General features: G+C 71.2%; 22 protein-coding genes and 1 tRNA gene. 18 read left to right on the forward strand and 5 right to left on the reverse strand.

From position 1 onward, the window contains the following. The first annotated feature begins 221 nt into the window (after positions 1-221). From R2B38_RS36880 to R2B38_RS36905, 6 genes are all read left to right on the forward strand, one after another. The gene (locus R2B38_RS36880; protein WP_318020133.1) at positions 222-2,435 is read left to right on the forward strand and encodes a sensor histidine kinase; all 2,214 of its coding nucleotides are present in this window, start codon (positions 222-224) and stop codon (positions 2,433-2,435) included. Between the two features lie 77 nt (positions 2,436-2,512). Further along, a complete protein-coding gene (locus tag R2B38_RS36885) occupies positions 2,513-2,947 on the forward strand; it encodes a roadblock/LC7 domain-containing protein (RefSeq protein WP_019069670.1) in 435 nt (144 codons plus the stop codon). Between the two features lie 2 nt (positions 2,948-2,949). Further along, entirely contained in the window at positions 2,950-3,321 is a 372-nt protein-coding gene (locus tag R2B38_RS36890) for a DUF742 domain-containing protein (protein WP_033281763.1), read from the forward strand. Beyond that, positions 3,299-3,916 (forward strand): GTP-binding protein, encoded by a 618-nt coding sequence (locus tag R2B38_RS36895; protein ID WP_019062159.1) that lies wholly within the window; start codon positions 3,299-3,301, stop codon positions 3,914-3,916. The genes R2B38_RS36890 and R2B38_RS36895 overlap by 23 nt, the downstream gene beginning before the upstream one ends. A 60-nt stretch (positions 3,917-3,976) precedes the next feature. Next, positions 3,977-4,567: a GAF domain-containing protein gene (locus tag R2B38_RS36900; RefSeq protein WP_318020134.1), complete on the forward strand. Its 591-nt coding sequence runs from the start codon at positions 3,977-3,979 to the stop codon at positions 4,565-4,567. 23 nt (positions 4,568-4,590) lie between these two features. Then, on the forward strand, positions 4,591-5,199 hold the full coding sequence (locus R2B38_RS36905; RefSeq protein WP_318020135.1) for a TetR/AcrR family transcriptional regulator: 609 nt from the start codon (positions 4,591-4,593) through the stop codon (positions 5,197-5,199). Here R2B38_RS36905 and R2B38_RS36910 read toward each other — a convergent pair whose 3' ends face one another. Then, a complete protein-coding gene (locus tag R2B38_RS36910; protein WP_318020136.1) occupies positions 5,200-6,426 on the reverse strand; it encodes a YbfB/YjiJ family MFS transporter in 1,227 nt (408 codons plus the stop codon). A gap of 30 nt (positions 6,427-6,456) precedes the next feature. Beyond that, entirely contained in the window at positions 6,457-6,750 is a 294-nt protein-coding gene (locus tag R2B38_RS36915) for a muconolactone Delta-isomerase family protein (protein WP_318021884.1), read from the reverse strand. Positions 6,751-6,883: 133 nt separating this feature from the next. On the opposite strand from R2B38_RS36915, the gene R2B38_RS36920 reads away from it, so the two are divergent. The 10 genes from R2B38_RS36920 to R2B38_RS36965 all read left to right on the forward strand — a co-directional run bounded on the left by R2B38_RS36920 (position 6,884) and on the right by R2B38_RS36965 (position 16,079). Then, positions 6,884-7,804 carry a LysR family transcriptional regulator gene (locus tag R2B38_RS36920; RefSeq protein ID WP_318020137.1) on the forward strand — a complete coding sequence of 307 codons (921 nt, stop codon included), beginning with the start codon at positions 6,884-6,886 and terminating at the stop codon, positions 7,802-7,804. 172 nt (positions 7,805-7,976) lie between these two features. Beyond that, positions 7,977-8,690, forward strand: coding sequence for an SDR family NAD(P)-dependent oxidoreductase (locus R2B38_RS36925; RefSeq protein WP_318020138.1), 714 nt, complete (start codon positions 7,977-7,979; stop codon positions 8,688-8,690). 28 nt (positions 8,691-8,718) lie between these two features. Next, positions 8,719-9,087 carry an SgcJ/EcaC family oxidoreductase gene (locus R2B38_RS36930; RefSeq protein WP_318020139.1) on the forward strand — a complete coding sequence of 123 codons (369 nt, stop codon included), beginning with the start codon at positions 8,719-8,721 and terminating at the stop codon, positions 9,085-9,087. Between the two features lie 151 nt (positions 9,088-9,238). After that, positions 9,239-10,267 carry an L-threonine 3-dehydrogenase gene (gene tdh / locus R2B38_RS36935; RefSeq protein ID WP_318020140.1) on the forward strand — a complete coding sequence of 343 codons (1,029 nt, stop codon included), beginning with the start codon at positions 9,239-9,241 and terminating at the stop codon, positions 10,265-10,267. A gap of 76 nt (positions 10,268-10,343) precedes the next feature. Continuing rightward, positions 10,344-11,537, forward strand: a complete 1,194-nt coding sequence (locus R2B38_RS36940) for a glycine C-acetyltransferase (protein WP_318020141.1) — start codon at positions 10,344-10,346, stop codon at positions 11,535-11,537. Positions 11,538-11,905: 368 nt separating this feature from the next. After that, a complete protein-coding gene (locus R2B38_RS36945; protein WP_318020142.1) occupies positions 11,906-12,808 on the forward strand; it encodes a LysR family transcriptional regulator in 903 nt (300 codons plus the stop codon). Between the two features lie 46 nt (positions 12,809-12,854). After that, the gene (locus R2B38_RS36950) at positions 12,855-13,439 is read left to right on the forward strand and encodes an XRE family transcriptional regulator (RefSeq protein WP_318020143.1); all 585 of its coding nucleotides are present in this window, start codon (positions 12,855-12,857) and stop codon (positions 13,437-13,439) included. 2 nt (positions 13,440-13,441) lie between these two features. Next, positions 13,442-14,059 carry a GNAT family N-acetyltransferase gene (locus R2B38_RS36955; protein WP_318021885.1) on the forward strand — a complete coding sequence of 206 codons (618 nt, stop codon included), beginning with the start codon at positions 13,442-13,444 and terminating at the stop codon, positions 14,057-14,059. A gap of 30 nt (positions 14,060-14,089) precedes the next feature. Further along, entirely contained in the window at positions 14,090-14,455 is a 366-nt protein-coding gene (locus R2B38_RS36960; RefSeq protein WP_318020144.1) for an MmcQ/YjbR family DNA-binding protein, read from the forward strand. Positions 14,456-14,771: 316 nt separating this feature from the next. Beyond that, entirely contained in the window at positions 14,772-16,079 is a 1,308-nt protein-coding gene (locus tag R2B38_RS36965; protein WP_318021886.1) for an MFS transporter, read from the forward strand. A gap of 36 nt (positions 16,080-16,115) precedes the next feature. Here R2B38_RS36965 and R2B38_RS36970 read toward each other — a convergent pair whose 3' ends face one another. Together R2B38_RS36970 and R2B38_RS36975 are read right to left on the reverse strand one after the other, a co-directional pair. Beyond that, positions 16,116-17,042 carry a transketolase family protein gene (locus tag R2B38_RS36970; protein WP_318020145.1) on the reverse strand — a complete coding sequence of 309 codons (927 nt, stop codon included), beginning with the start codon at positions 17,040-17,042 and terminating at the stop codon, positions 16,116-16,118. A 46-nt stretch (positions 17,043-17,088) separates the two neighbouring features. Further along, the gene (locus tag R2B38_RS36975) at positions 17,089-17,799 is read right to left on the reverse strand and encodes a transketolase (protein WP_318020146.1); all 711 of its coding nucleotides are present in this window, start codon (positions 17,797-17,799) and stop codon (positions 17,089-17,091) included. A gap of 174 nt (positions 17,800-17,973) precedes the next feature. Between R2B38_RS36975 and R2B38_RS36980 the strand changes: the two genes are divergently transcribed. After that, positions 17,974-18,050 (forward strand) — tRNA-Pro (locus R2B38_RS36980). Between the two features lie 318 nt (positions 18,051-18,368). Here the strand turns inward: R2B38_RS36980 and R2B38_RS36985 are convergent. After that, the gene (locus R2B38_RS36985) at positions 18,369-19,946 is read right to left on the reverse strand and encodes an alpha-1,2-mannosidase (protein WP_318020147.1); all 1,578 of its coding nucleotides are present in this window, start codon (positions 19,944-19,946) and stop codon (positions 18,369-18,371) included. A gap of 379 nt (positions 19,947-20,325) precedes the next feature. Here R2B38_RS36985 and R2B38_RS36990 point away from each other — a divergent pair, with 379 nt between their 5' ends. After that, a complete protein-coding gene (locus tag R2B38_RS36990; RefSeq protein WP_318020148.1) occupies positions 20,326-21,309 on the forward strand; it encodes an NAD(P)-dependent oxidoreductase in 984 nt (327 codons plus the stop codon). Positions 21,310-21,323: the final 14 nt, after the last annotated feature.

Raw genomic sequence — 21,323 nt, forward strand, 5'->3', positions numbered from 1 at the left:
TATCGGTCTGCCGTGCGAGGCCTCATACCAGAGCGGGACGCTCCCTGTGGGAGTTTGTCAACTGCCCACCGCACCTGATGCGTTGACGACTACTGTCAGTGTCCGTCGGGCGACGCGGGGCCGAATTGTTCGGCTCTCTCGACCGGCACCGCGATGGCGTATGCCCGAATCGCGCATCCCGCGCGAACCAACCGGCCCGACGCACCAGTACGAGGACGCCGATGTCTCAACTCCGTGCACCGGCCGCACGCGCAGACCGCCGTGAGGGCGGCCGGCACGGGCGACCGGCCGCCCGACCCGTGCCCGCACTGCCCGAGACGCACATACGCCCCCAACTCCTGCGCCTCGCCGTGCTGCCGCCCGTCGCGGTCGCGCTGAGCGCCAGCGCGGCCGTCCTGTTCACCGTCCGCTCCACCGGAGCGCGGACCAGCCTCACCCTCTGGGGTGTCCTCGCCGGAGCCACATCGGTGACGTTCGCGGGCATCCTGATTGCCGCCGTCGCCGCGGGCCGCGCCGCGAGTTCCGTCAGCGACCGCATCGGCGCCCTGCGCCGCAGCAGCGCGCGCGGCGAGGCCGATCTGCGCGACCTGGTCGAGGCGCTGCGCCGCGGCGAGGGCCCGCCCCCGCGCAAGCCGCGCGCCAAGCCTCCCGGGGACGCCGACGACTTCGACCTCCTCGCCGCCGACCTGGCACACGCGCACGACGGCGCGGTCACCGCCGTCGTCGCGGCCGCGCAGCTCTCCAGCCAGGCGGGCAGCGAACAGAAGGTCGAGGTCTTCGTCAACCTCGCCCGGCGCCTGCAGTCGCTGGTGCACCGGGAGATCTCCATCCTCGACGAGCTGGAGAACGAGATCGAGGACCCCGACCTGCTCAAGGGCCTCTTCCACGTCGACCACCTCGCCACCCGCATCCGCCGCCACGCCGAGAACCTCGCCGTCCTCGGCGGCGCCGTCTCCCGCCGGCAGTGGAGCAACCCGGTCTCCATGACCGAGGTGCTGCGCTCCGCCATCGCCGAGGTCGAGCAGTACTCCCGCGTCAAACTCGTGCCGCCGATCGACGGCACCCTGCGCGGCCACGCCGTCGCCGACGTGATCCACCTGCTGGCCGAACTCGTCGAGAACGCCACGGTGTTCTCCGCCCCGCACACCCAGGTGCTGCTCCGCGTCAACCTCGTGACCTCGGGCCTCGCCGTCGAGGTCGAGGACCGCGGACTCGGCATGCCCGCCGGGGAACAGAGCCGGATGAACGCCCTGCTGACCGACCCCGACCAGGTCAACGTCGCCAGCCTGCTGGCCGACGGCCGCATCGGCCTGTTCGTGGTCTCCCAGCTCGCCCGCCGCCACGGCATCCACGTCCGCCTGCAGACCAACATCTACGGCGGGGTGCAGGCCGTACTCGTGGTGCCACAGGCCCTGTTGGGTACGGCGCAGGGCGCCCCCGGGGCCGTAGGACAGCCGCAGGACACCTTGGGTGGGGGGCGGCCGCTCGTTCCGCCGCAGCAGCTTCCGCAGGGTGGGGCGCCGGGTGGGGCCGAGGGCGTTGGTCAACACGCCGTCGGTCAAGGCGCACCGGGGCGGCACCAGCGTGAGGCCGGGGCGCCGGGGCGGCATCAACGGCGGGACTCCGTACCGTCCGCCGCAGCGGGGCCGAACGGCGGCGGACCGGTGCCGTTGCCCGTGCGCGGCGCCCACGCGGAACGCGCCAACCCCTCGGAGGCGGTGCCCGGCATCCGTCCCGACGACCGGGGGACCGTGGCCGAGAACGTGACCGCACCGACCGTCCCGCGCGGCGGAGCGGTACGCGGCACCATGGGCAAGCCGCCCCAGCTGCCCCGGCGCCGCGCCCAGGAACACATCGCCCCCCAACTCCGCGACGGCCCGGCACCGCGCCAGGACTCCGACGACCCGGCAGGCCACGACCCGGGCCTGATGGCCGCCTTCCAGCGGGGGATCGGTCTCGCGGAGGCGCGGCAGCACATGGAGACGGCCGAGTCGGTGGAGGCGACCGAGGTGGCGTCACCACACAGGGAGGCACACCAGGTCATGGAGTCGTCGCATAGGGAGGGGCCGCAGGTGGAGGCGTCGGACGTGGACTCGGACCACCCGGAGTTCGTGTCCACAGGCCAGGTCTACACCGGCGAGGTCCACACGGGCGGTCTCTACATGAACGCGCTCCACGCGGACCCGTCCGCCCCGGAACCGTCCCCCGTGGAGCAGGAGCAACCGCACATGTCGGCAACACACATGGGCTCCGGCTACATGGACACCGCGCTGCACCGCTACACCACTCAGCCCACGGCACCGGAGACGGGCACGGACCACTTCACCCTCGCCCCCCACATGGACGCGGCCCCCATAGCCGAGGCGCACGCGCATGTGCTCGGCCACGACCACGACTTCACCGCCCGGCACGACGGGAGCGCATCAGCCGGATGAGCACGCAGGCCCCCACCCCCACTGGCACCCCCACCAGTGCTCCCGCAGACCTTCGTACCCCAAGGAGTCGATCCACCATGGCGAGCGATGCGCCGACCGGCCATGTATCCGATCTCGACTGGCTGATGAGCGGCCTCGTGCAGCGCGTACCGCACACCACCAGCGCGGTCCTGCTCTCCTGCGACGGGCTCGTGAAGTCGGTTCACGGGCTGGACCCCGACAGCGCCGACCACATGGCCGCCCTGGCCTCCGGGCTGTACTCCCTCGGCCGGAGCGCGGGCGTCCGCTTCGGTGACGGCGGAGACGTCCGGCAGGTCGTCGTCGAACTCGACTCGACCCTCCTCTTCGTCACCACGGCCGGATCCGGCACCTGTCTCGCCGTGCTCGCCGGCCGCGAGGCGGACGCGGCCGTCCTCGGCTACGAGATGGCGATGCTGGTCAAGAGCGTGCGCCCCTACCTCGTGACCGCTCCCCGGCAGCACGCCGTCGAATCCCCTGCGATGAGGCCTTGAGCGTGGCGACGGCCGGCGACGGGCCTTGGTTGGACGACGCGGCCGGACGTCTGGTGCGCCCCTTCACGGTCAGCAACGGCCGGACCCGGCCCTCCGTCGCACTCGACCTCCTGTCGCAGGTGATGGCCACCGGAGCCACCCCCCTCGGCTACCTCGGACCCGAGCACGCGCAGGCGCTCGACCTGTGCCGCGCGCCCGTCTCGGTCGCCGAGGTCGCCGCCCACCTGAAGCTGCCGGCCGCGGTCACCAAGGTGCTGCTGTCGGACCTCGTCGACTGCGGGGCGCTGACCACCAAGCCACCCGAGTTCCACCACAACCCCACTGACCGGTCTCTTCTGGAGGCAGTGCTCGATGGACTACGACGACAGCTCTGACTACGAGAGCGGCCACGACCCCTTCCCCACCGCACTGAAGATCCTGGTGGCGGGCGGCTTCGGCGTCGGCAAGACGACCTTCGTCGGCGCGGTGAGCGAGATCGCGCCGCTCAGCACGGAGGAGCTGCTCACCACGGTCAGCGCCGCGACCGACGACCTCGAAGGCATCGAGAACAAGGTCGAGACGACCGTGGCGATGGACTTCGGCCGGATCACCCTCGACCCGGAACACGTGCTCTATCTGTTCGGTACGCCCGGACAGGAGCGGTTCTGGTTCATGTGGGACGAACTGTCCGAAGGCGCCCTCGGCGCGGTGATCCTCGCCGACACCCGCCGTCTGGAGGAGTGCTTCGCGGCCGTCGACTTCTTCGAACAGCGCGGCCTCGGCTTCATCGTCGCGATCAACGAGTTCGACGGCTCCTACCGCTACGACCCCGAGGAGGTGCGCGCCGCCATAGACCTCGACCCCGGGATCCCGGTCGTCCGCTGCGACGCGCGGATCTCCAGTTCCGGTGTCCAGACCCTGCTGACCCTCGTCCGCCATCTCATCGCCCACGCCCCGGCACACGTGCCGAGCCATGGTGCCCACATGTGATCCCCGCACACCGCCACGGAGTTCCTCTATGTCATACGTCCCCACGGACGGAGTTCGCCCATGAGCTACGACCCGCCGCGTCCGGCCGGTCGTCTGCTGCTCACGCCCGAGGACAAGGAGGCCCCTCAACGGCGGCGCCGACTGCGGGGGTTGGGCCTCGGCTCACACCCGGACCCGGCACTCGACGCCTTCGCCGACCATCTCGCCGACCTGACCGGGGCGCCGTACGCCATGGTGAACTTCATCGACGAGAACCGGCAGTTCTTCGCCGGACTGCACACTCCGGGCGGGGTGGGACTGCCCCGGCCCGTCACGGGAGGCGAGCACGCCAAGCCCGAGGTGGGACGGCAGTTGGCGCGTGATTACGGTTTCTGCCCCCATGTGGTGGTCAGACGTAAGGCGTTGGTGCTGGAGGACGTCTGCGACTACCCGCGGTTCGCGGGCAATCCGGTCGTCGACGAGTTCGGGATCCGTTCCTATCTGGGGGCGCCGCTCATCGACTCCACGGGGATGGTGCTGGGCACCGTGTGTGTCGTCGACACCGAGCCGCGGCCGTGGGGGAAGCCGGGTCTGGAGACGATCAAGTCGACGGCGGCGGAGCTGGTGGCCCGCCTCGAACTGCTCGGCGGGGGACAGGCGGACAATCGCTAGCCGACCGGTCGTATAGTTGCCGTATGGGCAGGACCAGTGATGCCGGAGAGAAGATCCTCGCCGCCGGGAGGTCGCTCTTCGAGGCGCGCGGTTACTCGGCGCTGGGGGTGGCCGAGATCTGCAAGGCGGCCGGGGTGCCGAAGGGCAGTTTCTACTACTTCTACGCGTCGAAGGAGGCCCTCGCGCTGGCCGTCGTCGACGAGCACTGGGCGGACCAGCGCCGGGAGTGGACGCGCATCCTCAGCGGGGAGACCGGCGGTGCTCAACCGCTGGACCGGCTACGGCAGTTGTTCGAGGAGACCGAGGCCGGACAGCACGCCGTACAGCAGGGCTGCGGCACCGTGCTCGGCTGCCTGTTGGGCAATCTCAGTCTGGAGATGAGCAATCAGACCGAGGCTGTTCGCGCGCGGCTGCAGGAGATCTTCGACGCCCAGGTCGAGATGGTCGCCGCGGTCATCGGCGAGGCACGGGAGCGCGGGGACGTCACCGTCAACGACCCCCGGGAGGCGGCGCGTTCGGTCGTCGCGCAGTTGGAGGGCCAGGTGATGTTCGCGAAGCTCTACAACAACACCGGGCGTCTGAGCCCCCTTTGGGCCAACTGCCTGGCGCTGCTCGGGGCCCGTACCGCCTGATCAGCGACCGGCGGTCCGTACGTCCCGAGCGGGCGCGGAGTGTCGTAGCGCCACCGCCTCACGGCGAGGGAAGCCGGTCCGCAGGACGGCGGCCGTGACGGCCGCGGCGAGGACCACCGCGGCGGCCAGGAGCAGGGCCGGGCGGTAGCCGTCGTGCAGGAGCGGGGCCACGGCGAGGGGGCCGAGGATCTGGCCGACGGAGTAGCCGGCGGTCAACAGGGCCACGGAGCGCGGGAATCGGAGCTCCGCGCCAGTTGCGAGGGCGAGCGTGCTCACGCCGATGAAGGTCGCCCCGAACAGCACCGCCGAGACCAGGGCCGCCGCCACCCCGCCGATCAGCGCGGGCAGCGCGATGCCGACCGCCTGGATCGCCAGTGCCACGCAGAGCAGCCCGGGCCGCGACCAACGGCGCCCGAGCCGTGCCCACAGTGCGGAGGACGGTACGGCGGCCATGCCCACGAGCACCCATGCGCCGCTGCCGATCCAGCCAGGGGAGCGCTGTCCGATCGCGGCGACCAGGAAGGTACCGGCGACGATGTAGCCGACGCCCTCCAGGGTGTAGCTCACGAACAGGGCGCCGAACCATGGGTCAACCACCGTGTCACGGGCGCCAGTCGAGGGTGCGGGCGGGATCTCGGGCCGTAGGTTCCACGCGGCGGTCGCGAGTGCTGCGGCGAGTGCGGCCGAGGACCACCACGCGACCTGCCAGTCCGCGACGGAGCGCAGAGCGAGGACCAGCAGGCCGGAGAGCGCGATGCCCGCGCCCACCCCACCGAAGCCCCAACCGGGCATGTGTGCAGGGTGGTTGCGCAGATGGCCGAGGAGTGAGCTGACCGCGACCACGAAGATCAGCGCGCTTGCCACCCCTGCCAGTAGTCGCAGCGCGATCCATGTCGTGGTGCTGTGCGTGGCGGGCATCGCGGCCAGTGTGCCGGTCAGCACGACGAACGAGCCGCGCAGGACCGCGCGGGAGCGGACCAGCGCGGGGATCAGGGTGCCGGCGAGGGCGCCGAGGAGGTAGCCGACGTAGTTGGCGGTGGCCAGGTGGGCGCCGGCGGTGGTGGAGAGCCCCGCCTGGGTGTGCATCAGCGGGAGGATCGGCGTATAGACGAAGCGGCCGACGCCCATGCCCGCCGCGAGGGCCGCGGCGACCCGCGTGACGTGCGTCCAGGGGGAGAGCAGGGGGCCCTCCGCCCGGGGTGCGGGGACCTGGGCGGATGGGCTCATGGTGGTGAAATCCCTTGCGGGCGGGGTGAGTTACGCCGCATGGCCCGGGTCGTTCGGGTGCGGTTCGAGCGGGGTGACGGTGAAGGTCATCCACGCGTGCAGGGGCAGGGTGCCGAGCACCTTCGTGTGGAGTTCCTCCTCGTCGGCGGCGCGCCAGACGCCGACGCTGCGCAGCTCGCCGACCGGACGCCACAGTCGGGCCAGCTGGCCGGTCGCGGCCAGTTCGCGGGCGCGGACGGCCTCGGCGGCGCGGCGCCGGTCGACCTCCTCCTGGGCGGTGCCCTCGGGGATCGTGGTGGTGATCTCGACCAGGAACTCTCGCAGCATGATCTCGCTCCGTTCGGGCCCGCACGGCAGGGTGCCGGGTCTCTGTGCCTTCATCGTGGCCCGTGACGGGCCCGGGCGCCACGACAGGCTCGCTCCCTGCTGAGAGGCCCGGCTTCCCAGCCCGCGTAGCATGACGGACGTGGAGCTGCGCCAACTGAGGTACTTCGTCGCCGTCGCCGAGGAGCTGAACTTCGGCCGGGCCGCCGACCGCCTCCTGATCGCCGGTCCGTCCCTCTCTCAGCAGATCAAGGCCCTCGAACGCGATCTGGGCGTACGGCTCTTCGACCGCGACCGCCGCTCGGTCTCCCTCACCCCGGCCGGCGCCGCGCTGCTCCCGCACACCCGCGCCCTGCTGGAGCGCGCCGACGACCTCAGGCGCCGGGCCGGGCGGCTCGCGGGCTCGGAGGCGGTGCGGCTCGGCTATGTCAACTGGCTTCCCGCGGACCTGACTTCGCGTACCGCCGGGGTCGCCCAGGTGCACGTCGACGCGTGGGTCGCGCCCTCGCACACGCAGGCCGCCCGGGTCGCGGACGGCAGCCTGGACCTCGCCGTGTGCTGGGTACGGGACGAGGACCTGAAGCGGCACGGACTGCGGGCCCGGCTGCTCGGCGCGGACCGGCTGTACGCGGTGTCCCCGGGCACCGACACCGGGGACGTGCGGGCCCGGGACACCACCGTGCTCCTCGACGACGACACCAATTCCTGGTCGTCCTGGAACGTCTACGCCGAGCAGCTCGCGCAGGACACCGGGGCACAGGCCGTGGCCATTTCCGACGGTGGGATCACCGGCCCGGCGTTCTTCGACCACGTGCGCCGCAGTCGCCGTCCGGTCGTCAACTCGCCCAAGGGGCAGACCACTTCACTGCCGTCCGACCTGGTGCGCCGCGAGATCGTCGGGCCGGCCGTCCACTGGACCTGGTCGCTGGTGTGGCGCGAGGGCGAGACGCGGACGTCGGTGCTCGCGGCCGTGGACGCGCTCTGTGACGGTGTCGGCGACCTGGGGCTGCGTGCCCCCGACGCCTGGCTGCCCGAGGGCGACCCGCACCGCTGACGTGGAGTGGGAGGCAGGGCCTCCCAGCAGCGAGGATTCCGGTCCTGGGAAAAGCGCCTCTGACCTTTGCTTTCACTTCCCGGGGTCGCCTACTTTCTCCTATAGGCGACCGGTCGGCTAGTAAGAATCGTCGACCGGAAGCACCTCGGCAACTACTTTGGAGAAGGTCGTCATGAGCTCTCAGACCCAGAAGGTCGCGATCGTCACCGGTGCCTCGCAGGGCATCGGAGCCGGCGTCGTCGAGGCGTACCGCAAGCTCGGTCACGCCGTCGTCGCCACCTCGCGCACCATCGCCCCGGCCGACGACGCGGACGTGCTGACCGTCCAGGGCGACATCGCGGACCCGGCGACCGCCGAGCGGGTCGTCGCCGCCGCGATCGAGCGGTTCGGCCGCGTCGACACGCTGGTCAACAACGCGGGCGTGTTCGTCGCCAAGCCGTTCACCGACTACACGGCCGACGACTACGCGTCCGTGCTCGGCATCAACATGACCGGGTTCTTCCGGATCACCCAGCTGGCCATCGGGCACATGCTCGCCCAGGGCGGCGGCCACATCGTCAACGTCACCACCAGCCTGGTCGACAACGCGGACGCCCGCGTCCCCTCCGCCCTGGCCTCGCTGACCAAGGGCGGGCTGCAGTCCGCGACCAAGTCCCTCGCCATCGAGTACGCCACGCGCGGCATCCGCGCCAACGCCGTGTCGCCGGGCACCATCAAGACGCCGATGCACCCGGAGGAGAGCCACGCGGGCCTCGCCGGACTGCACCCGGTCGGCCGGATGGGCGAGGTGAGCGACATCGTCGACGCCGTGGTGTTCTTGGAGAACGCCCCCTTCGTCACCGGCGAGATCCTGCATGTCGACGGCGGTATGAGCGCCGGTCACTGAGGTCGGTCATTGAGAAAGGTCGACGGAGATGAACAGCACGAACGACGACGAACTCGTCCTGCGCGGTGTCCTGGACCCCTGGAAAGCGGCGGTGGACGCCCACGAACCGGAGGAGGTGGCCCGGCTCTTCACCGAGGACGCGATCTTCCAGGGACTGCACCCCTACAGCGTCGGCCGGAAGGGGATCGCCGAGTACTACGACTCCCAACCCCCGGGGATGAAGGCCGAGTTCGAGATCGTCGAGACCCGGCGGTACGCCGACGACCTCGTACTCGGTTATCTGGACACGGAGTTCACGTTCACGGACCGGCCGCCGGTCGACGTGAAGCTCGCGGTGTTGGTGAAGCGGGTGGCGGACGGGTGGTCCATCGCCCACTACCAGGTGTCGCGGCTCTGACAGCTGTGAAGGAAAGCTGCGGCACGGCTTAAGAAAACCTCGATGGACCCGGGCGCTCCGGTGGGGCAGATTGCTAACAGAATCCACCCCCCCCGGAACGGGCTCGTTCGGCGTGCCCGCGCCCGGGACCTCACCCTCAGGAGCCGTTGCGTTGAAGGCGCTGGTCAAGGAGAAGGCGGAGCCCGGGCTGTGGCTCGCGGACGTGCCGGAGCCCGCCGTCGGACCCGGCGACGTACTGATCAAGGTCCTGCGGACCGGGATCTGCGGCACCGATCTGCACATCCGGAACTGGGACGGGTGGGCGCGGCAGACGATCAGTACGCCGCTGGTGCTCGGCCACGAGTTCGTGGGCGAGGTCGTGGAGACGGGCCGGGCCGTCGCCGACATCGCCGTCGGTGAACTGGTCAGCGGCGAGGGCCACTTGGTGTGCGGCAAGTGCCGCAACTGCCAGGCCGGGCGCCGCCATCTGTGCCGGGCCACGGTCGGGCTCGGTGTCGGCCGGGACGGTGCCTTCGCGGAGTACGTCGCGCTGCCCGCCGCCAACGTGTGGGTGCACCGGGTCCCCGTCGACCTCGATGTCGCCGCGATCTTCGACCCGTTCGGCAACGCCGTGCACACCGCGTTGTCCTTCCCGCTGGTCGGTGAGGACGTGTTGATCACCGGTGCGGGCCCAATTGGTCTGATGGCGGCGGCAGTTGCCCGGCACGCCGGTGCGCGGAACGTCGTAGTGACCGATGTGAGCGAGGAACGGCTCGCCCTGGCCCGCAAGATAGGCGTGAGCCTCGCGTTGAACGTGACGGATGCTCAGATCGCCGACGGGCAGCGGGAGTTGGGACTCCGCGAGGGTTTCGACATCGGCCTGGAGATGTCCGGCCGCCCCGAGGCCATGCGCGACATGATCGCCAACATGACGCACGGCGGCCGGATCGCCATGCTGGGCCTGCCCGCCGAGGAGTTCCCGGTCGACTGGTCCCGCGTCGTCACCTCGATGCTCACCATCAAGGGCATCTACGGCCGTGAGATGTTCGAGACGTGGTACGCGATGTCGGTCCTGCTGGAGGGCGGCCTGGACCTCGCGCCCGTGATCACCGGCCGGTACGGACACCGCGACTTCGAGGCGGCGTTCGCGGACGCGGCGAGCGGCAAGGGCGGCAAGGTCATCCTGGACTGGACCGCGTAGTTGCCCTCCGGGCCGCGTAACTCCCTGCTGAGCTGCGCAACTCCCTTTCGGTGAAGGAACTTTAGGAGCTTCCCCCATGTTCGACTCCGTGCGCGACGACCTCCGTACCACCCTCGACGAGATCCGCGCCGCCGGACTCCACAAGCCCGAGCGCGTGATCGGCTCGCCGCAGTCCGCGACCGTGAACGTCACCGCGGGCGGGCGCCCCGGCGAGGTCCTCAACTTCTGCGCCAACAACTACCTCGGCCTCGCCGACCACCCCGAGGTCGTCGCCGCCGCCCACGAAGCCCTCGACCGCTGGGGCTACGGCATGGCGTCCGTGCGCTTCATCTGCGGCACGCAGGAGGTCCACAAGGAGCTGGAGGCACGCCTCTCCACGTTCCTCGGCCAGGAGGACACGATCCTCTACTCCTCCTGCTTCGACGCCAACGGCGGTGTCTTCGAAACCCTGTTGGGCCCGGAGGACGCGGTCATCTCCGACGCGCTCAACCACGCCTCGATCATCGACGGCATCCGCCTCTCCAAGGCCCGCCGGCTGCGCTACGCCAACCGCGACATGGCCGATCTGGAAGGGCAGTTGAAGGAGGCGTCGGGTGCGCGCCGGAAGCTGATCGTCACCGACGGCGTCTTCTCCATGGACGGTTACGTCGCCCCGCTCCGCGACATCTGCGACCTCGCCGACCGCTACGACGCGATGGTCATGGTCGACGACTCCCACGCCGTCGGCTTCGTCGGCCCCGGCGGCCGCGGCACCCCCGAACTGCACGGCGTCATGGACCGCGTCGACATCATCACCGGCACGCTCGGCAAGGCCCTGGGAGGCGCCTCCGGCGGTTACGTCGCCGCCCGCGCGGAGATCGTCGCCCTGCTGCGCCAGCGCTCCCGTCCGTACCTCTTCTCGAACACGCTGGCTCCGGTGATCGCCGCGGCCTCCCTCAAGGTGCTCGACCTGCTGGAGTCCGCGGACGATCTGCGGGTCCAACTCGCCGAGAACACGGCGCTGTTCCGCCGGAGGATGACCGAGGAGGGCTTCGACATCCTCCCCGGCGACCATGCGATCGCCCCTGTGATGATCGGCGACGCGGCGGTGGCGGGGCGGATGGCCGAGCTGCTGCTGGAGCGGGGCGTGTATGTGATCGGTTTCTCGTATCCGGTGGTGCCGCAGGGGGCTGCCCGGATTCGGGTGCAGTTGTCGGCGGCGCATTCCACGGGGGATGTGAATCGGGCGGTGGAGGCGTTTGTCGCTGCGCGGGCTGAACTGGAGGGGTGAGGGGCGGAGGGGGGCGAGGCTTGTGGGCTGAGATGGAGGGCTGCGGGGCGGAGGTTGGGGTTGAGGGCGGAGTCGGTGGGCTGAGCTGGAAGGCTGATCCGATCGACTTGGACTCGGACTGGGCCCCCGAGATCCTGACCTAGACCGCACCGGCCCCAGACCTCGCCCCCGACCCGGACCGGGCCCCAGACCTCGCCCCCGACCCGGACCGGGCCCCAGACCTCGCCCCCATCCCGATCCCGACCGGGCCCACGATCCCGGCCCCCCCGACGCGCACCCGGCCCCCCGACCCGCACCGGGACCCAGACCCCGCCCCCCGACCGCCCGCCTTCGTCCGACCCCTCGGACATATTGCGATAATCGGTCGCATGATCGAAGCGCGGCGGCTCCATATCCTCCGTGCGGTGGCCGACCACCGCACCGTGACGGCGGCGGCCGCCGCGTTGTATCTGACGCCCTCGGCGGTGTCGCAGCAGCTTGCGGCGCTGGAGCAGGAGACTGGGCACCGGCTGGTCGAGCGCGGGGCCAAGGGGGTGCGGCTGACGCCGGCCGGGGAGATTCTGCTCAGTCACACCAACGTGGTCCTGGCCCAGCTGGAGCGGGCCGAGGCGGAACTCGCCGCGTACAGTTCCGGCGCGGCCGGGACCGTCACCGTCGCCGCGTTCGCGACCGGTATCGCACAGGTCGTAGCGCCCGCGGTGACCCGGCTCGCCCGGCTCGCGCCCGGCATCCGCATCCGCGTCCAGGACGCCGAGGGCGACGCCAGCCTGCCGATGGTGCTCGACCGGCAGGTGGACGTCGCGGTCGCCGTCGAGTACCGCGGGGCGCCGCCCGCCGACGACCCGCGGCTGACCCACCTCCCGCTCTACGCCGAGCCGTTCGACGCGGTCGTCCCGGTCACCCACCGCCTCGCCGACGCCGACGAGGTCCCCCTCGCCGAGTTGGCCAAGGACTCGTGGATCGGTCCGTACCCCGGCAACCCCTGTCACGAGGTCGTCGTCCTGGCCTGCGAGAACGCCGGATTCCAGCCCCGCCTCGAACACTCCTCCGACGACTTCCGTGCCGTGGTCGCCCTCGCCTCGGCCGACGCGGGCGTGGCCCTCGTCCCCCGCTCGGCGCTCCGCGGCATGGACCTGACCGGAGTCGTCGTCCGGCCCGTCGACGGGGTGGCCCCGACCCGCCGGGTCTTCGCCGCCGTACGACGCGGCACGGAGGAGCACCCGCTGATCCGCCCGGTACTGGACGCGCTGGAAGAAGTGGCTCAGACGTAACCTCGTCGTCTCGTATTCGTCTCATATGCGGGAGACCGTCCCGGATATGAGATCCGACGAAGCGGCCGCGACCTTCGACCCGGTGGACATCAGACTCGGCGCCCGGCTTGCCGAGCTGCGTGCCCAACACGGCTGGTCCCTGGGCGAGTTGGCGGAGCGGAGCGGGGTGAGCCGTTCGACCCTGTCCCGTGCCGAACGCGCCGAGATCAGCCCCACCGCCTCCCTCCTCAACCGCCTCTGCGGTGTCTACGGCCGCACGATGTCCCAACTCCTCAGCGAGGTGGAGGCCGAACCCGCCCTGCTGGTCCGCGCCGCCGAGCAACTGGTGTGGGAGGACCGAACCTCCGGTTTCGTACGACGATCCGTGTCGCCCCCGCACACCGGGCTGCGCGGCGAACTCGTCGAGGGGCGGCTCCGATCGGGCGCCGACCTCGCCTACGACCGGCCGCCCGTGCCCGGCCTGGAACAGCACATCTGGGTCCTGGAGGGCGCCCTCGATGTCGCGGCCCAGGACGTCGAGCATCACCTCGACGCCGGTGACTGTCTGCGGCTGCGGGTGTGGGGGCCGACGCGGTTCCGGTGCGCGGGTCCTGACGACGTGCGTTACGTATTGGCGGTGGTGTTGCCGTGAAGATGGATGCGAAGGTGACTGTGCGGGCTCTGGACGCGCCTCAACTGCGCGCCGCCGTCGACAAGTTGGCCGACCTGCTGACCGACACCGTGGACTACGGCGCCTCGATCGGCTTCCTTGCTCCGCTCGGCCGTGCGGCCGCCGTCGACTGGTGGCGGGAGCGTGCCGACGGTGTCGCCGCCGGGCAGCTCGCCGTGTGGGCAGCGCTGCGCGGCGACCGGGTCGTCGGCACGGTGAGCCTGGCCTTCCCCGGCAAGCCCAACAGCCGCCATCGCGCAGAGCTGGTCAAGCTGATGGTGCACAGGGAGGCAAGGGGAGAGGGCCTCGGCCGTCGGCTCCTGACCGTCGCCGAGGACGCGGCCGTCGCCGCCGGCATCACCCTCCTCTACCTCGACACCGAGACCGACAGCCCCGCCGAGCACCTGTACCGCTCGGCCGGCTGGACCCGGGCCGGTGTGATCCCGGACTACGCGGCCAGCCCGGCCGGGGTGCTGCGGCCGACGACGCTCTACTACAAGCGTGTGGGGGTGGGGGAGGGAGGGGCAGCGGGAGCGGGAGCCGGGGTGGACGCGGGAGCGGGCCTGGGAGCGGACTTGGGTGCAGGCACTCCGACCAGGTGATTGTCAGTGGCAGCCGCTATCTTGCGAGTCATGCCGGATGCCGAAGACGTACGCCGTATCGCCCTCTCCCTCCCGGACACGACGGAGAAGGTCGCCTGGAACATGCCCACCTTCCGGGTCGCCGGGAAGATGTTCGTCACCGTGCCCGAGGAGGAGACCTCCATCGCGGTGCGCTGCCCCAAGGAGGAGCGGGACGAACTGGTCCTGGCGGAGCCGGAGAAGTTCTGGATCGCCGACCACGAGGCCGGCTTCGCCTGGGTCAGGGCCCGCCTCTCCGCACTGGACAGCGAGGACGAACTCCGCGACATCCTCGCCGACTCCTGGCGCCAGGCGGCCCCGCCCCGACTCCTGGACGCCTACCCCGAGTTGGGCCTCCCGTCCGGGTCCGGGGACTGAAATTCCCTCGGGCGTTGTCAGTGGCGCGTGGCATCATCCGAAGGCGGGAGTGGGAGCCGGGACGGAGGGGGATCCGGCTCCTACCGCGACGATTCTGAGCGGGATGTCATGAGCACCGGCGGGGCGCTTCGGGGGCGGCGGTCGGGGGAGGGAGCGGTGGGGGATGACTGCCGGGACGGGGAGCGGGCCGGAGGCGGAGTCGGGCGGAGCCGATGGCGTCGGCGACGGCGACGGCGATGACATCGTTGCCCGAAAGGGTGCCGGAAAGGGTGCCGGAAAGGGTGCTGGAGGGGGTGCCGGTGCGGTTGCGAGGGCGGTGAAGCGGGGCGGCGGAAGTGGCGAACGGCCCGTCTGGTCACGGGACTTCGCGTTGTTCTTCGTGGCCCGCGCCGTCGCCCGCCTCGGCGACACCATGCTGCCCGTGGCCCTCGCCGCCGGCCTCCTGGAACACGGGTACGGCGCGGGCGCGGTAGGCCTCGCCATGGCCTCAACAGCCGCCGCCTTCGCGGGACTTGTGGTCTTCGGCGGGGTGATCGCGGACCGGTTCAGCACCCGCAAGCTGATGATCGGCGCCGACCTGGTGCGCCTGGGCACCCAGTCCCTCGCCGCCGCGCTCTTCTTCACCGGCCATGTCGTGCTCTGGGAGATCTGCGCGATCGGCTTCGTCAACGGCGTGGCGGGCGCGGTGTTCCAGCCCGGCGTGGCGAGCACGGTGCCGCGACTGGCCTCCGACATCCAGGGCGCGAACGGCGCGATACGCATCGCCGAGTCCGCGGCCCAGCTCGCCGGTCCGGCCGTCGCGGGCCTGCTCGTCGGATTCACCTCGCCCGGCGGCGTGTTCGCGGCCCACGCCGCGACCTACGCGGTCAGCGCCCTCTGCCTCCTGCTGCTCCGGCTGCCCCCGCTCGCACCGGGCAGCCGCGAGCCCGGGCACGGTTCGGGCGCCTTCAAGGCCGATCTGGTCGAGGGCTGGCGGGAGTTCAGATCACGCACGTGGCTCTGGGGAGTCATCGCTGTGTGGTGCTTCTACATGATCGCCGTGTGGGGCCCGACCGTTCCGCTCGTGGCGACCGAGGTGGTGCAACACCACGGCCCGCGCGCCTACGGCCTGGTCAACTCGGCCCTCGGCGCGGGCACCGTCGTAGGCGGGCTCCTCGCCCTGCGGCTGCGCCCCCGCCGTATGCTGCGCGCCGGTGCGATCGCCCTCTTCGCCTTCGCCGGTTTCCCGGCGACCGTGGGGGCGGGGCTCGCTGTACCGGCCATGGCGGCCGGCGCCGCCGTCGCCGGGGTGGGGATGTCCTTCTGGGGCGTGATGTGGGCGACCAGTGTCCAGACCCAGGTCCCACCGGACGTCCTCAACCGCATCCACGCCTACGACGTGGCGGGCTCCCTCGCGATGATGCCGGTCGGCCAGGCCTTGGCGGGCCCCGCCGCCGCGGCCCTCGGCGCCGACCACGTGCTCCTCGTCTCGGGCGCGATGAGCTTCGTGGTGCCGGTCTCCCTGCTCCTGGTGCCTGCGATACGTGGGCTGGTGCGGGCCGACGCGATACCCGTCGGTCCGAGTGGGGTGAGTGCTGTGAGCGATGCGGCGCTACGTGAACGGGCGTGTCCGCAAGAGAGTTGACGGCGCGTCGGCGAGGGGCTCGGCGGAGGCGCGGCCTCAGCCCCGGGGTGCCGCCCGCCCGGCGCCTCCTTCCACGAAGCCGCCGATCCGCTCGCGCAGCGTCCGTGCGTCGAGGCCGTGGGCGGTGAGGTGTTCGGCGACGGTGCCGTAGCGCCGGAGTTCGGCCTTGCCGACGCCCAGGCCGAGCACGCGGTGGGGCACGTCGGTGAGTGCGTCGTTCGCGGCCGCTGTCGAGGTGCCCGCCAGATACGGCTCGACGAGGACGACGTCCGTCCCGGCATCGCGCGTGGCGGTGCGCAAGGCGTCCGCGTCGAAGGGGCGCACGGTCGTGGCGTACAGGACGGTGACGTCGAGGCCCTCCGTGGCGGCGAGGACGGCGTCGAGCATCGGCCCCACGGCGACGACCACACCGGAGCGGCCCTCGCGGACGGTGAGGAAGCGCGCGCCGTCGACCGGGAGGGCCTCCGCGTTCGACTGGACCGACAGCCGTACGTACACCTTGTCGTCGCCCGCGGCGACCGCGTGCCGTAGCAGGGTCTCGGCCTCGTCCGGGTGGCCGGGTAGGTGGACGGTCCAGCCGTCCAGGGTGTCGAGGAGGGCCACGTCGCCCGGAGCCATGTGCGTGAACCCGCCGGCGGGCCAGTCGAAGGAGGCGGCCGCGCTCACCAGGACCGCGCCGACGGCCTGGTGGCCGAGGTCCAGCTTGACCTGCTCGAAGGGCCGCTCGACGAGGAAACTCGCGAAGGTGTGCACGACCGGGCGCATCCCGGTCAGGGCGAGGCCCGCGCCCGCTCCGACGAGGAGCTGCTCGCGGATGCCGACGTTGATCATCCGGTCCGGGTACCGGAGTTGGGCGTCCGCGAAGCCGTCCTTGCCGATCTCGGCGAGCACGACCGCGACCCGCGGGTCCTCGTCGAGCAGCCGGGAGACGACCGGGGCGAAACGGTCACGCATGGTGTCCATGGAGAGCCTTTCTCGATGTGCCGGTGACGGTGAAGTGGAGGGACGATCAGGCGGACTTCGGCTCCACCCGGGCCACGACCACATGCGGACGGCCGGGGTGTGGCGCGGTGAAGGCCGCGTACAGCGCTTCGTGGTCACGGCCGTCGACCGTCACCGCGGACCAGCCCGCGGCCTCGAAGCGGGCGGCGATACCGCCCGGCCGGGCGTGGCTCGCGGAGGAGTTGTCGACGACGACGGTGTGCAGGCGTTCCAGTCCGGCGGGCCCGGCGAAGGCGATGGCCTCGTGGTTGCTGCCCTCGTCCAGCTCGGCGTCCCCGACCAGCACCCAGACCCGCGGTTCGGTACGCCCCTGGGCACGCAGCCCCAGCGCCGTCCCGACGGCGATCGGCAGCCCGTGCCCCAGCGACCCGCTGCCGATCTCGGCACCGGGCACCAGCACCCGGTCGGGATGGTGACCGAGCGGAGAGTCGTAGGAGCCGAAGTCGGGGAGCCACTCCACCGGTACGAATCCCTTCGCGGCCAGCACCGCGTAGTACGCCATCGGCCCGTGCCCCTTGGACAGCAGGAACCGGTCCCGCTCGGGGTCGTCCATGCGCTCCGGGCCGACCCGTAGCACCCGGTCGTAGAGCACCCACAGCACGTCCAGCGTCGAGGTCGCCGCCGGGCCGTGCTTCTCGTCACCGGTCATCAGCCCCATGAGCCGGGGCAGGTCGCCGTGCGTGCACAGGAGGCTGTGTTCCGTGGTGGTCGTCGTCATGCGGACGATCGTGCAACCTCAACCAAACTTCAGGTCAAGCGGCGCGGTCTGAGTCGGCCGAAGTCGGCCGGACGGCGACCCCGCCCCGAATAAAGGCGTGCGCGATCACCGACGCGAGTGCGGTATTGTTTCCATGCGCGTTCAACCAGGGGAAACCCCAGGTCAGACGGGCAGCGGGACGTGGCGCAGCTTGGTAGCGCACTTGACTGGGGGTCAAGGGGTCGCAGGTTCAAATCCTGTCGTCCCGACCAGCTTTGACGCAGGTCGGAGGCCGTTCTCTCCTTTGGGAGAGGGCGGCTTTTGGTGTTCCTGGAGGGCTGGTGGTCGCGGTGTGGTCGCAGGCCGGGTGCCGCTTGAGGGATTCGGGGGCGGCCTGCCGGGTGATGGCAGTCGCGGCGCCCATTCCAGTGGCAGGAGTGCCATCGCGTACGGCCGTGCGGCGGAACGCGGTGGCCGACGCTGCGCTGCTGGGCCGGGCGGCCTCGGCCGAGCGCGCCGCACCGTGGCCTGATCAATCGGCCACGGTGCGGGCGGTGATTCCTCGAACGCGCCGGTGCGGCGCCGGCGCTTCAGGAATTCTGCAGGTATGCCGCCAGCTTGCCGATGAGCCGGGCGGCGTCGTCCAGGCCGCGGGCCGTCTCGCCCAGGTCACCGGCGAGGAGCTTCTGCAGGGCTTGCCCTGCTTCCGGGCTTTCCTGTCCGCCGGGGGTGTCTGACCAGGGGCCGGGGACGGTCGTACCCCGGTATCCGACGGGGTCGCCCCCGAGCGAGGTGCGGTAGCCGGTGAAGTCGGCGGCGCCCTGCGCCGGTCCGGCGGTGGACTCGGAGGTCAGGAACTGGATCCGGGAGAGCTGGGTCTGCTCGGAGCCGTGGTTGTCGGTGATGCTCAGACGGTAGTGGGCGTAGGACGCGGGGGAGACGACGGCGTACTCCTTCGTCTCGTATCGCTGCCTGAAGTGTTCGCGGGTGCGGGAGTCCACGGTCGTCCAGTGGCCGCCGTCGTGCGATCCCTGGAGTTCCCACTCCTCCGGATCCCGATCGGGGGCGTCGTTCGCCGAGGTCAGCCGGTAGACGGTGACGGCGGCCGGGTGCGCGAGGGTGAAGTCCAGTACGGCGGAGTCACCGTCTCCCAGCCACTTGCTCCGGGACTTGCTGAGCAGGTTCTCCGCGATTTCGCCCGCCGCGTCGAACTCGTCGCTCGCTTCGATGCCGACGACCGTACGCGTGATGTCCCGCAGTTCACCCGTGGGTTTCCGCACGTCGGCCCTGTCGGCGGAGCTCAGCACGACCGAGGCGGTGGTGCCTCGCCGGTCGGTCCAGGACACGCGCTCCACGGGCGCCCCTCCGTCGTCGAGCAGCAACCGCAGCTCGCCGGACGGGGACCAGGCGCCGCCGAGCCCCTCCTCGGTGGAGAACCGGTGCAGCCGGGCCGCGGCCGTGCCCTCGGGGTAGGCCCAGCGGTCGGCGAGCGAGCCGCGGTACTCGGTGAGCGCGCCGTCGGCGGTCCTGCGGTGTCCCAGGAAACCGGTCAGGTCCGCGCGCAGCCCGATCGCCGCCTCCGAGCCGTCCGCCCCGCGCCACGCGAGGTGCGTGGGCATGGCCCGCTCGCCCATGTCGATGTGGACGAGCAGCCGGGGTGCGGGCTGCCAGGCGGTGGCGCCGGGGGATCGGATCTCGGTGCTGAAGGCGATGACGGACCGGTGGGCCGTCCGGGCCGCCCTCGCTCGCTCCGCCCGGTCCCGATCGTGTGCGGGGACCACGGTGACGGCGCGCAGCCGCAGCAGTGTGTCCGAGCCTTCCGGGCTGCGTACTTCGAGAACGTTGGCACCGGCGGCCAGGAGTTCTCCCGGTGCGCTGAGGACGATGTCCTGCGGGTCGCTGTGCGCCCCGTCCGCCGGTATCGCCAACTGCTCCGCGAGGACCTTGCCGTTGAGCAGGACGTCCATCGGAGCGCTTGCACCGAGAACGGTCACCGTGACGACGGACTCGTCGTTCTCCTCCCGTCCGTCGACCGTGAAGTCCACCTTGATGTGACCGCCGGCCCCCAGTGCGAGGTGTGAGGAAGCGATGCCGCATCGGTGGTGGGTGACCACGGCGTTCGACAACTGGGCCGGGTTGGTGGAGAAGTCGGCGAATACGGGTTCCATGCGTGTCCCTACGTCGTTCGGGGTGCACCGGGGTGACCGGTCGCGATGTGCGTGTCGCGGCCTTGCGGGCCGCGACACCTGCAGAACGTACCGGCAGCCACTGACAACGGGCCTGTTGTGCCTACGAGTTGTGCCGCAATGAGCGTCAACAGGGCGGTGCGGCAAGGTACTTGGCGAGTTGTCACGGGAGCCGATGTCCGGGCGCGGTGCTGCCCGGGCGTTGGGCGAACAGCACGGCGTTTGGTCCCGGGAGTACCGTCTCGGACTCCACGACGCGTTCGTCGTGTCGGACTGCGGCCTTCTCCTCCGGCGACGACTCACGAAGGCCGGATCGTGATCACAGTACGGGCTCATAGGATGACCGTGGTGTCTCCGGGTGATGCATCCTGTCTCCAAGTGGCCCGACGGCGGCGGTCTTTCGGGTGCGCCGGAGGGACGCGTCAGACGCAACGACTGCCATGGCGGTGATTCTGTGCCCTCGCGTGTAGCTCTCGTCGGTGCCGGCCGGATGGGGACGCCTCTGTGCGGGCGCCTTGTTTCGGCGGGCCACGCGGTGGCTGTTGCCGATCTGCGTTCCGAACGGGAAGAAGCGGTGCGCTCGTTGGGCGCGGACTGGGCTCCCTCCGTCACGAAGGCCGCAGTCGGGGCGGATGTACTGGTCACCGTCGTTCCCGGACCCGATGAGGCGGCGGCTGCTCTTCCGGATGCCGTGTTCGCCGCCCTGGCGCCCGGCGCGGTGTGGATCGACATGACGAGCAACGCGCCCACAGCCGCACGGGCGTTGCGGGAACGAGCGGGCGCCCATGGTGTCGACGTACTCGAAGCGCCGATGGGCGGCGGCCCGGACGATGCGGAGAACGGGCGCCTGCGGTTGTACGTGGGCGGTCCCGCCGATGTCCTGGACCGGTGCCGGCCGCTGCTGGAGGCGCTCACGACGCCGGACCGGATCCGCCACATGGGCGGACCCGGGAGCGGCTACACGACGAAACTCCTGATCAACCTCCTCTGGTTCGGACAGGCCACGGCCACCGCCGAGGCGCTCCTGCTCGGACGCCGAGCGGGCATCGATCTCGCCACCCTGCGGGACACGCTGGCCGACAGCGCGGCAGGGAGCGACTTCATCCGCCGGGACCTGACGGCCCTGTTCGCCGGGGACTACCTCCGCTCCTACGGGCTCGACCGCATCCACGACCAGCTCACGGTCATCACGGGTGAGGCCCGAGACCTCGGCACCCCGCACGAGATGGCCGACACGGTAGTGCGCATCCACCGGCTGGCCCTGGAGCGCTTCGGACCTGTGGACGGCGAACTGCTTGCCGTGGCCCTCTTGGAAGAGGCCGCCGGGACCCTGCTGCGTCCCTGACCGAGAACGGTGAC

It is taken from the genome of Streptomyces sp. N50, assembly GCF_033335955.1.
Lineage (GTDB): Bacteria > Actinomycetota > Actinomycetes > Streptomycetales > Streptomycetaceae > Streptomyces.

Bases quoted from the DNA above. Each gene is read 5' to 3' on its own strand.
- R2B38_RS36880 (WP_318020133.1), top strand. From the start codon at position 222: ATGTCTCAACTCCGTGCACCGGCCGCACGCGCAGACCGCCGTGAGGGC.
- R2B38_RS36885 (WP_019069670.1), top strand. From the start codon at position 2,513: ATGGCGAGCGATGCGCCGACCGGCCATGTATCCGATCTCGACTGGCTG.
- R2B38_RS36895 (WP_019062159.1), top strand. From the start codon at position 3,299: ATGGACTACGACGACAGCTCTGACTACGAGAGCGGCCACGACCCCTTC.
- R2B38_RS36900 (WP_318020134.1), top strand. From the start codon at position 3,977: ATGAGCTACGACCCGCCGCGTCCGGCCGGTCGTCTGCTGCTCACGCCC.
- R2B38_RS36905 (WP_318020135.1), top strand. From the start codon at position 4,591: ATGGGCAGGACCAGTGATGCCGGAGAGAAGATCCTCGCCGCCGGGAGG.
- R2B38_RS36910 (WP_318020136.1), bottom strand. From the start codon at position 6,426: ATGAGCCCATCCGCCCAGGTCCCCGCACCCCGGGCGGAGGGCCCCCTG.
- R2B38_RS36920 (WP_318020137.1), top strand. From the start codon at position 6,884: ATGACGGACGTGGAGCTGCGCCAACTGAGGTACTTCGTCGCCGTCGCC.
- R2B38_RS36925 (WP_318020138.1), top strand. From the start codon at position 7,977: ATGAGCTCTCAGACCCAGAAGGTCGCGATCGTCACCGGTGCCTCGCAG.
- R2B38_RS36930 (WP_318020139.1), top strand. From the start codon at position 8,719: ATGAACAGCACGAACGACGACGAACTCGTCCTGCGCGGTGTCCTGGAC.
- R2B38_RS36940 (WP_318020141.1), top strand. From the start codon at position 10,344: ATGTTCGACTCCGTGCGCGACGACCTCCGTACCACCCTCGACGAGATC.
- R2B38_RS36945 (WP_318020142.1), top strand. From the start codon at position 11,906: ATGATCGAAGCGCGGCGGCTCCATATCCTCCGTGCGGTGGCCGACCAC.
- R2B38_RS36950 (WP_318020143.1), top strand. From the start codon at position 12,855: ATGAGATCCGACGAAGCGGCCGCGACCTTCGACCCGGTGGACATCAGA.
- R2B38_RS36955 (WP_318021885.1), top strand. From the start codon at position 13,442: ATGGATGCGAAGGTGACTGTGCGGGCTCTGGACGCGCCTCAACTGCGC.
- R2B38_RS36960 (WP_318020144.1), top strand. From the start codon at position 14,090: ATGCCGGATGCCGAAGACGTACGCCGTATCGCCCTCTCCCTCCCGGAC.
- R2B38_RS36970 (WP_318020145.1), bottom strand. From the start codon at position 17,042: ATGGACACCATGCGTGACCGTTTCGCCCCGGTCGTCTCCCGGCTGCTC.
- R2B38_RS36975 (WP_318020146.1), bottom strand. From the start codon at position 17,799: ATGACGACGACCACCACGGAACACAGCCTCCTGTGCACGCACGGCGAC.
- R2B38_RS36985 (WP_318020147.1), bottom strand. From the start codon at position 19,946: ATGGAACCCGTATTCGCCGACTTCTCCACCAACCCGGCCCAGTTGTCG.
- R2B38_RS36990 (WP_318020148.1), top strand. From the start codon at position 20,326: ATGCATCCTGTCTCCAAGTGGCCCGACGGCGGCGGTCTTTCGGGTGCG.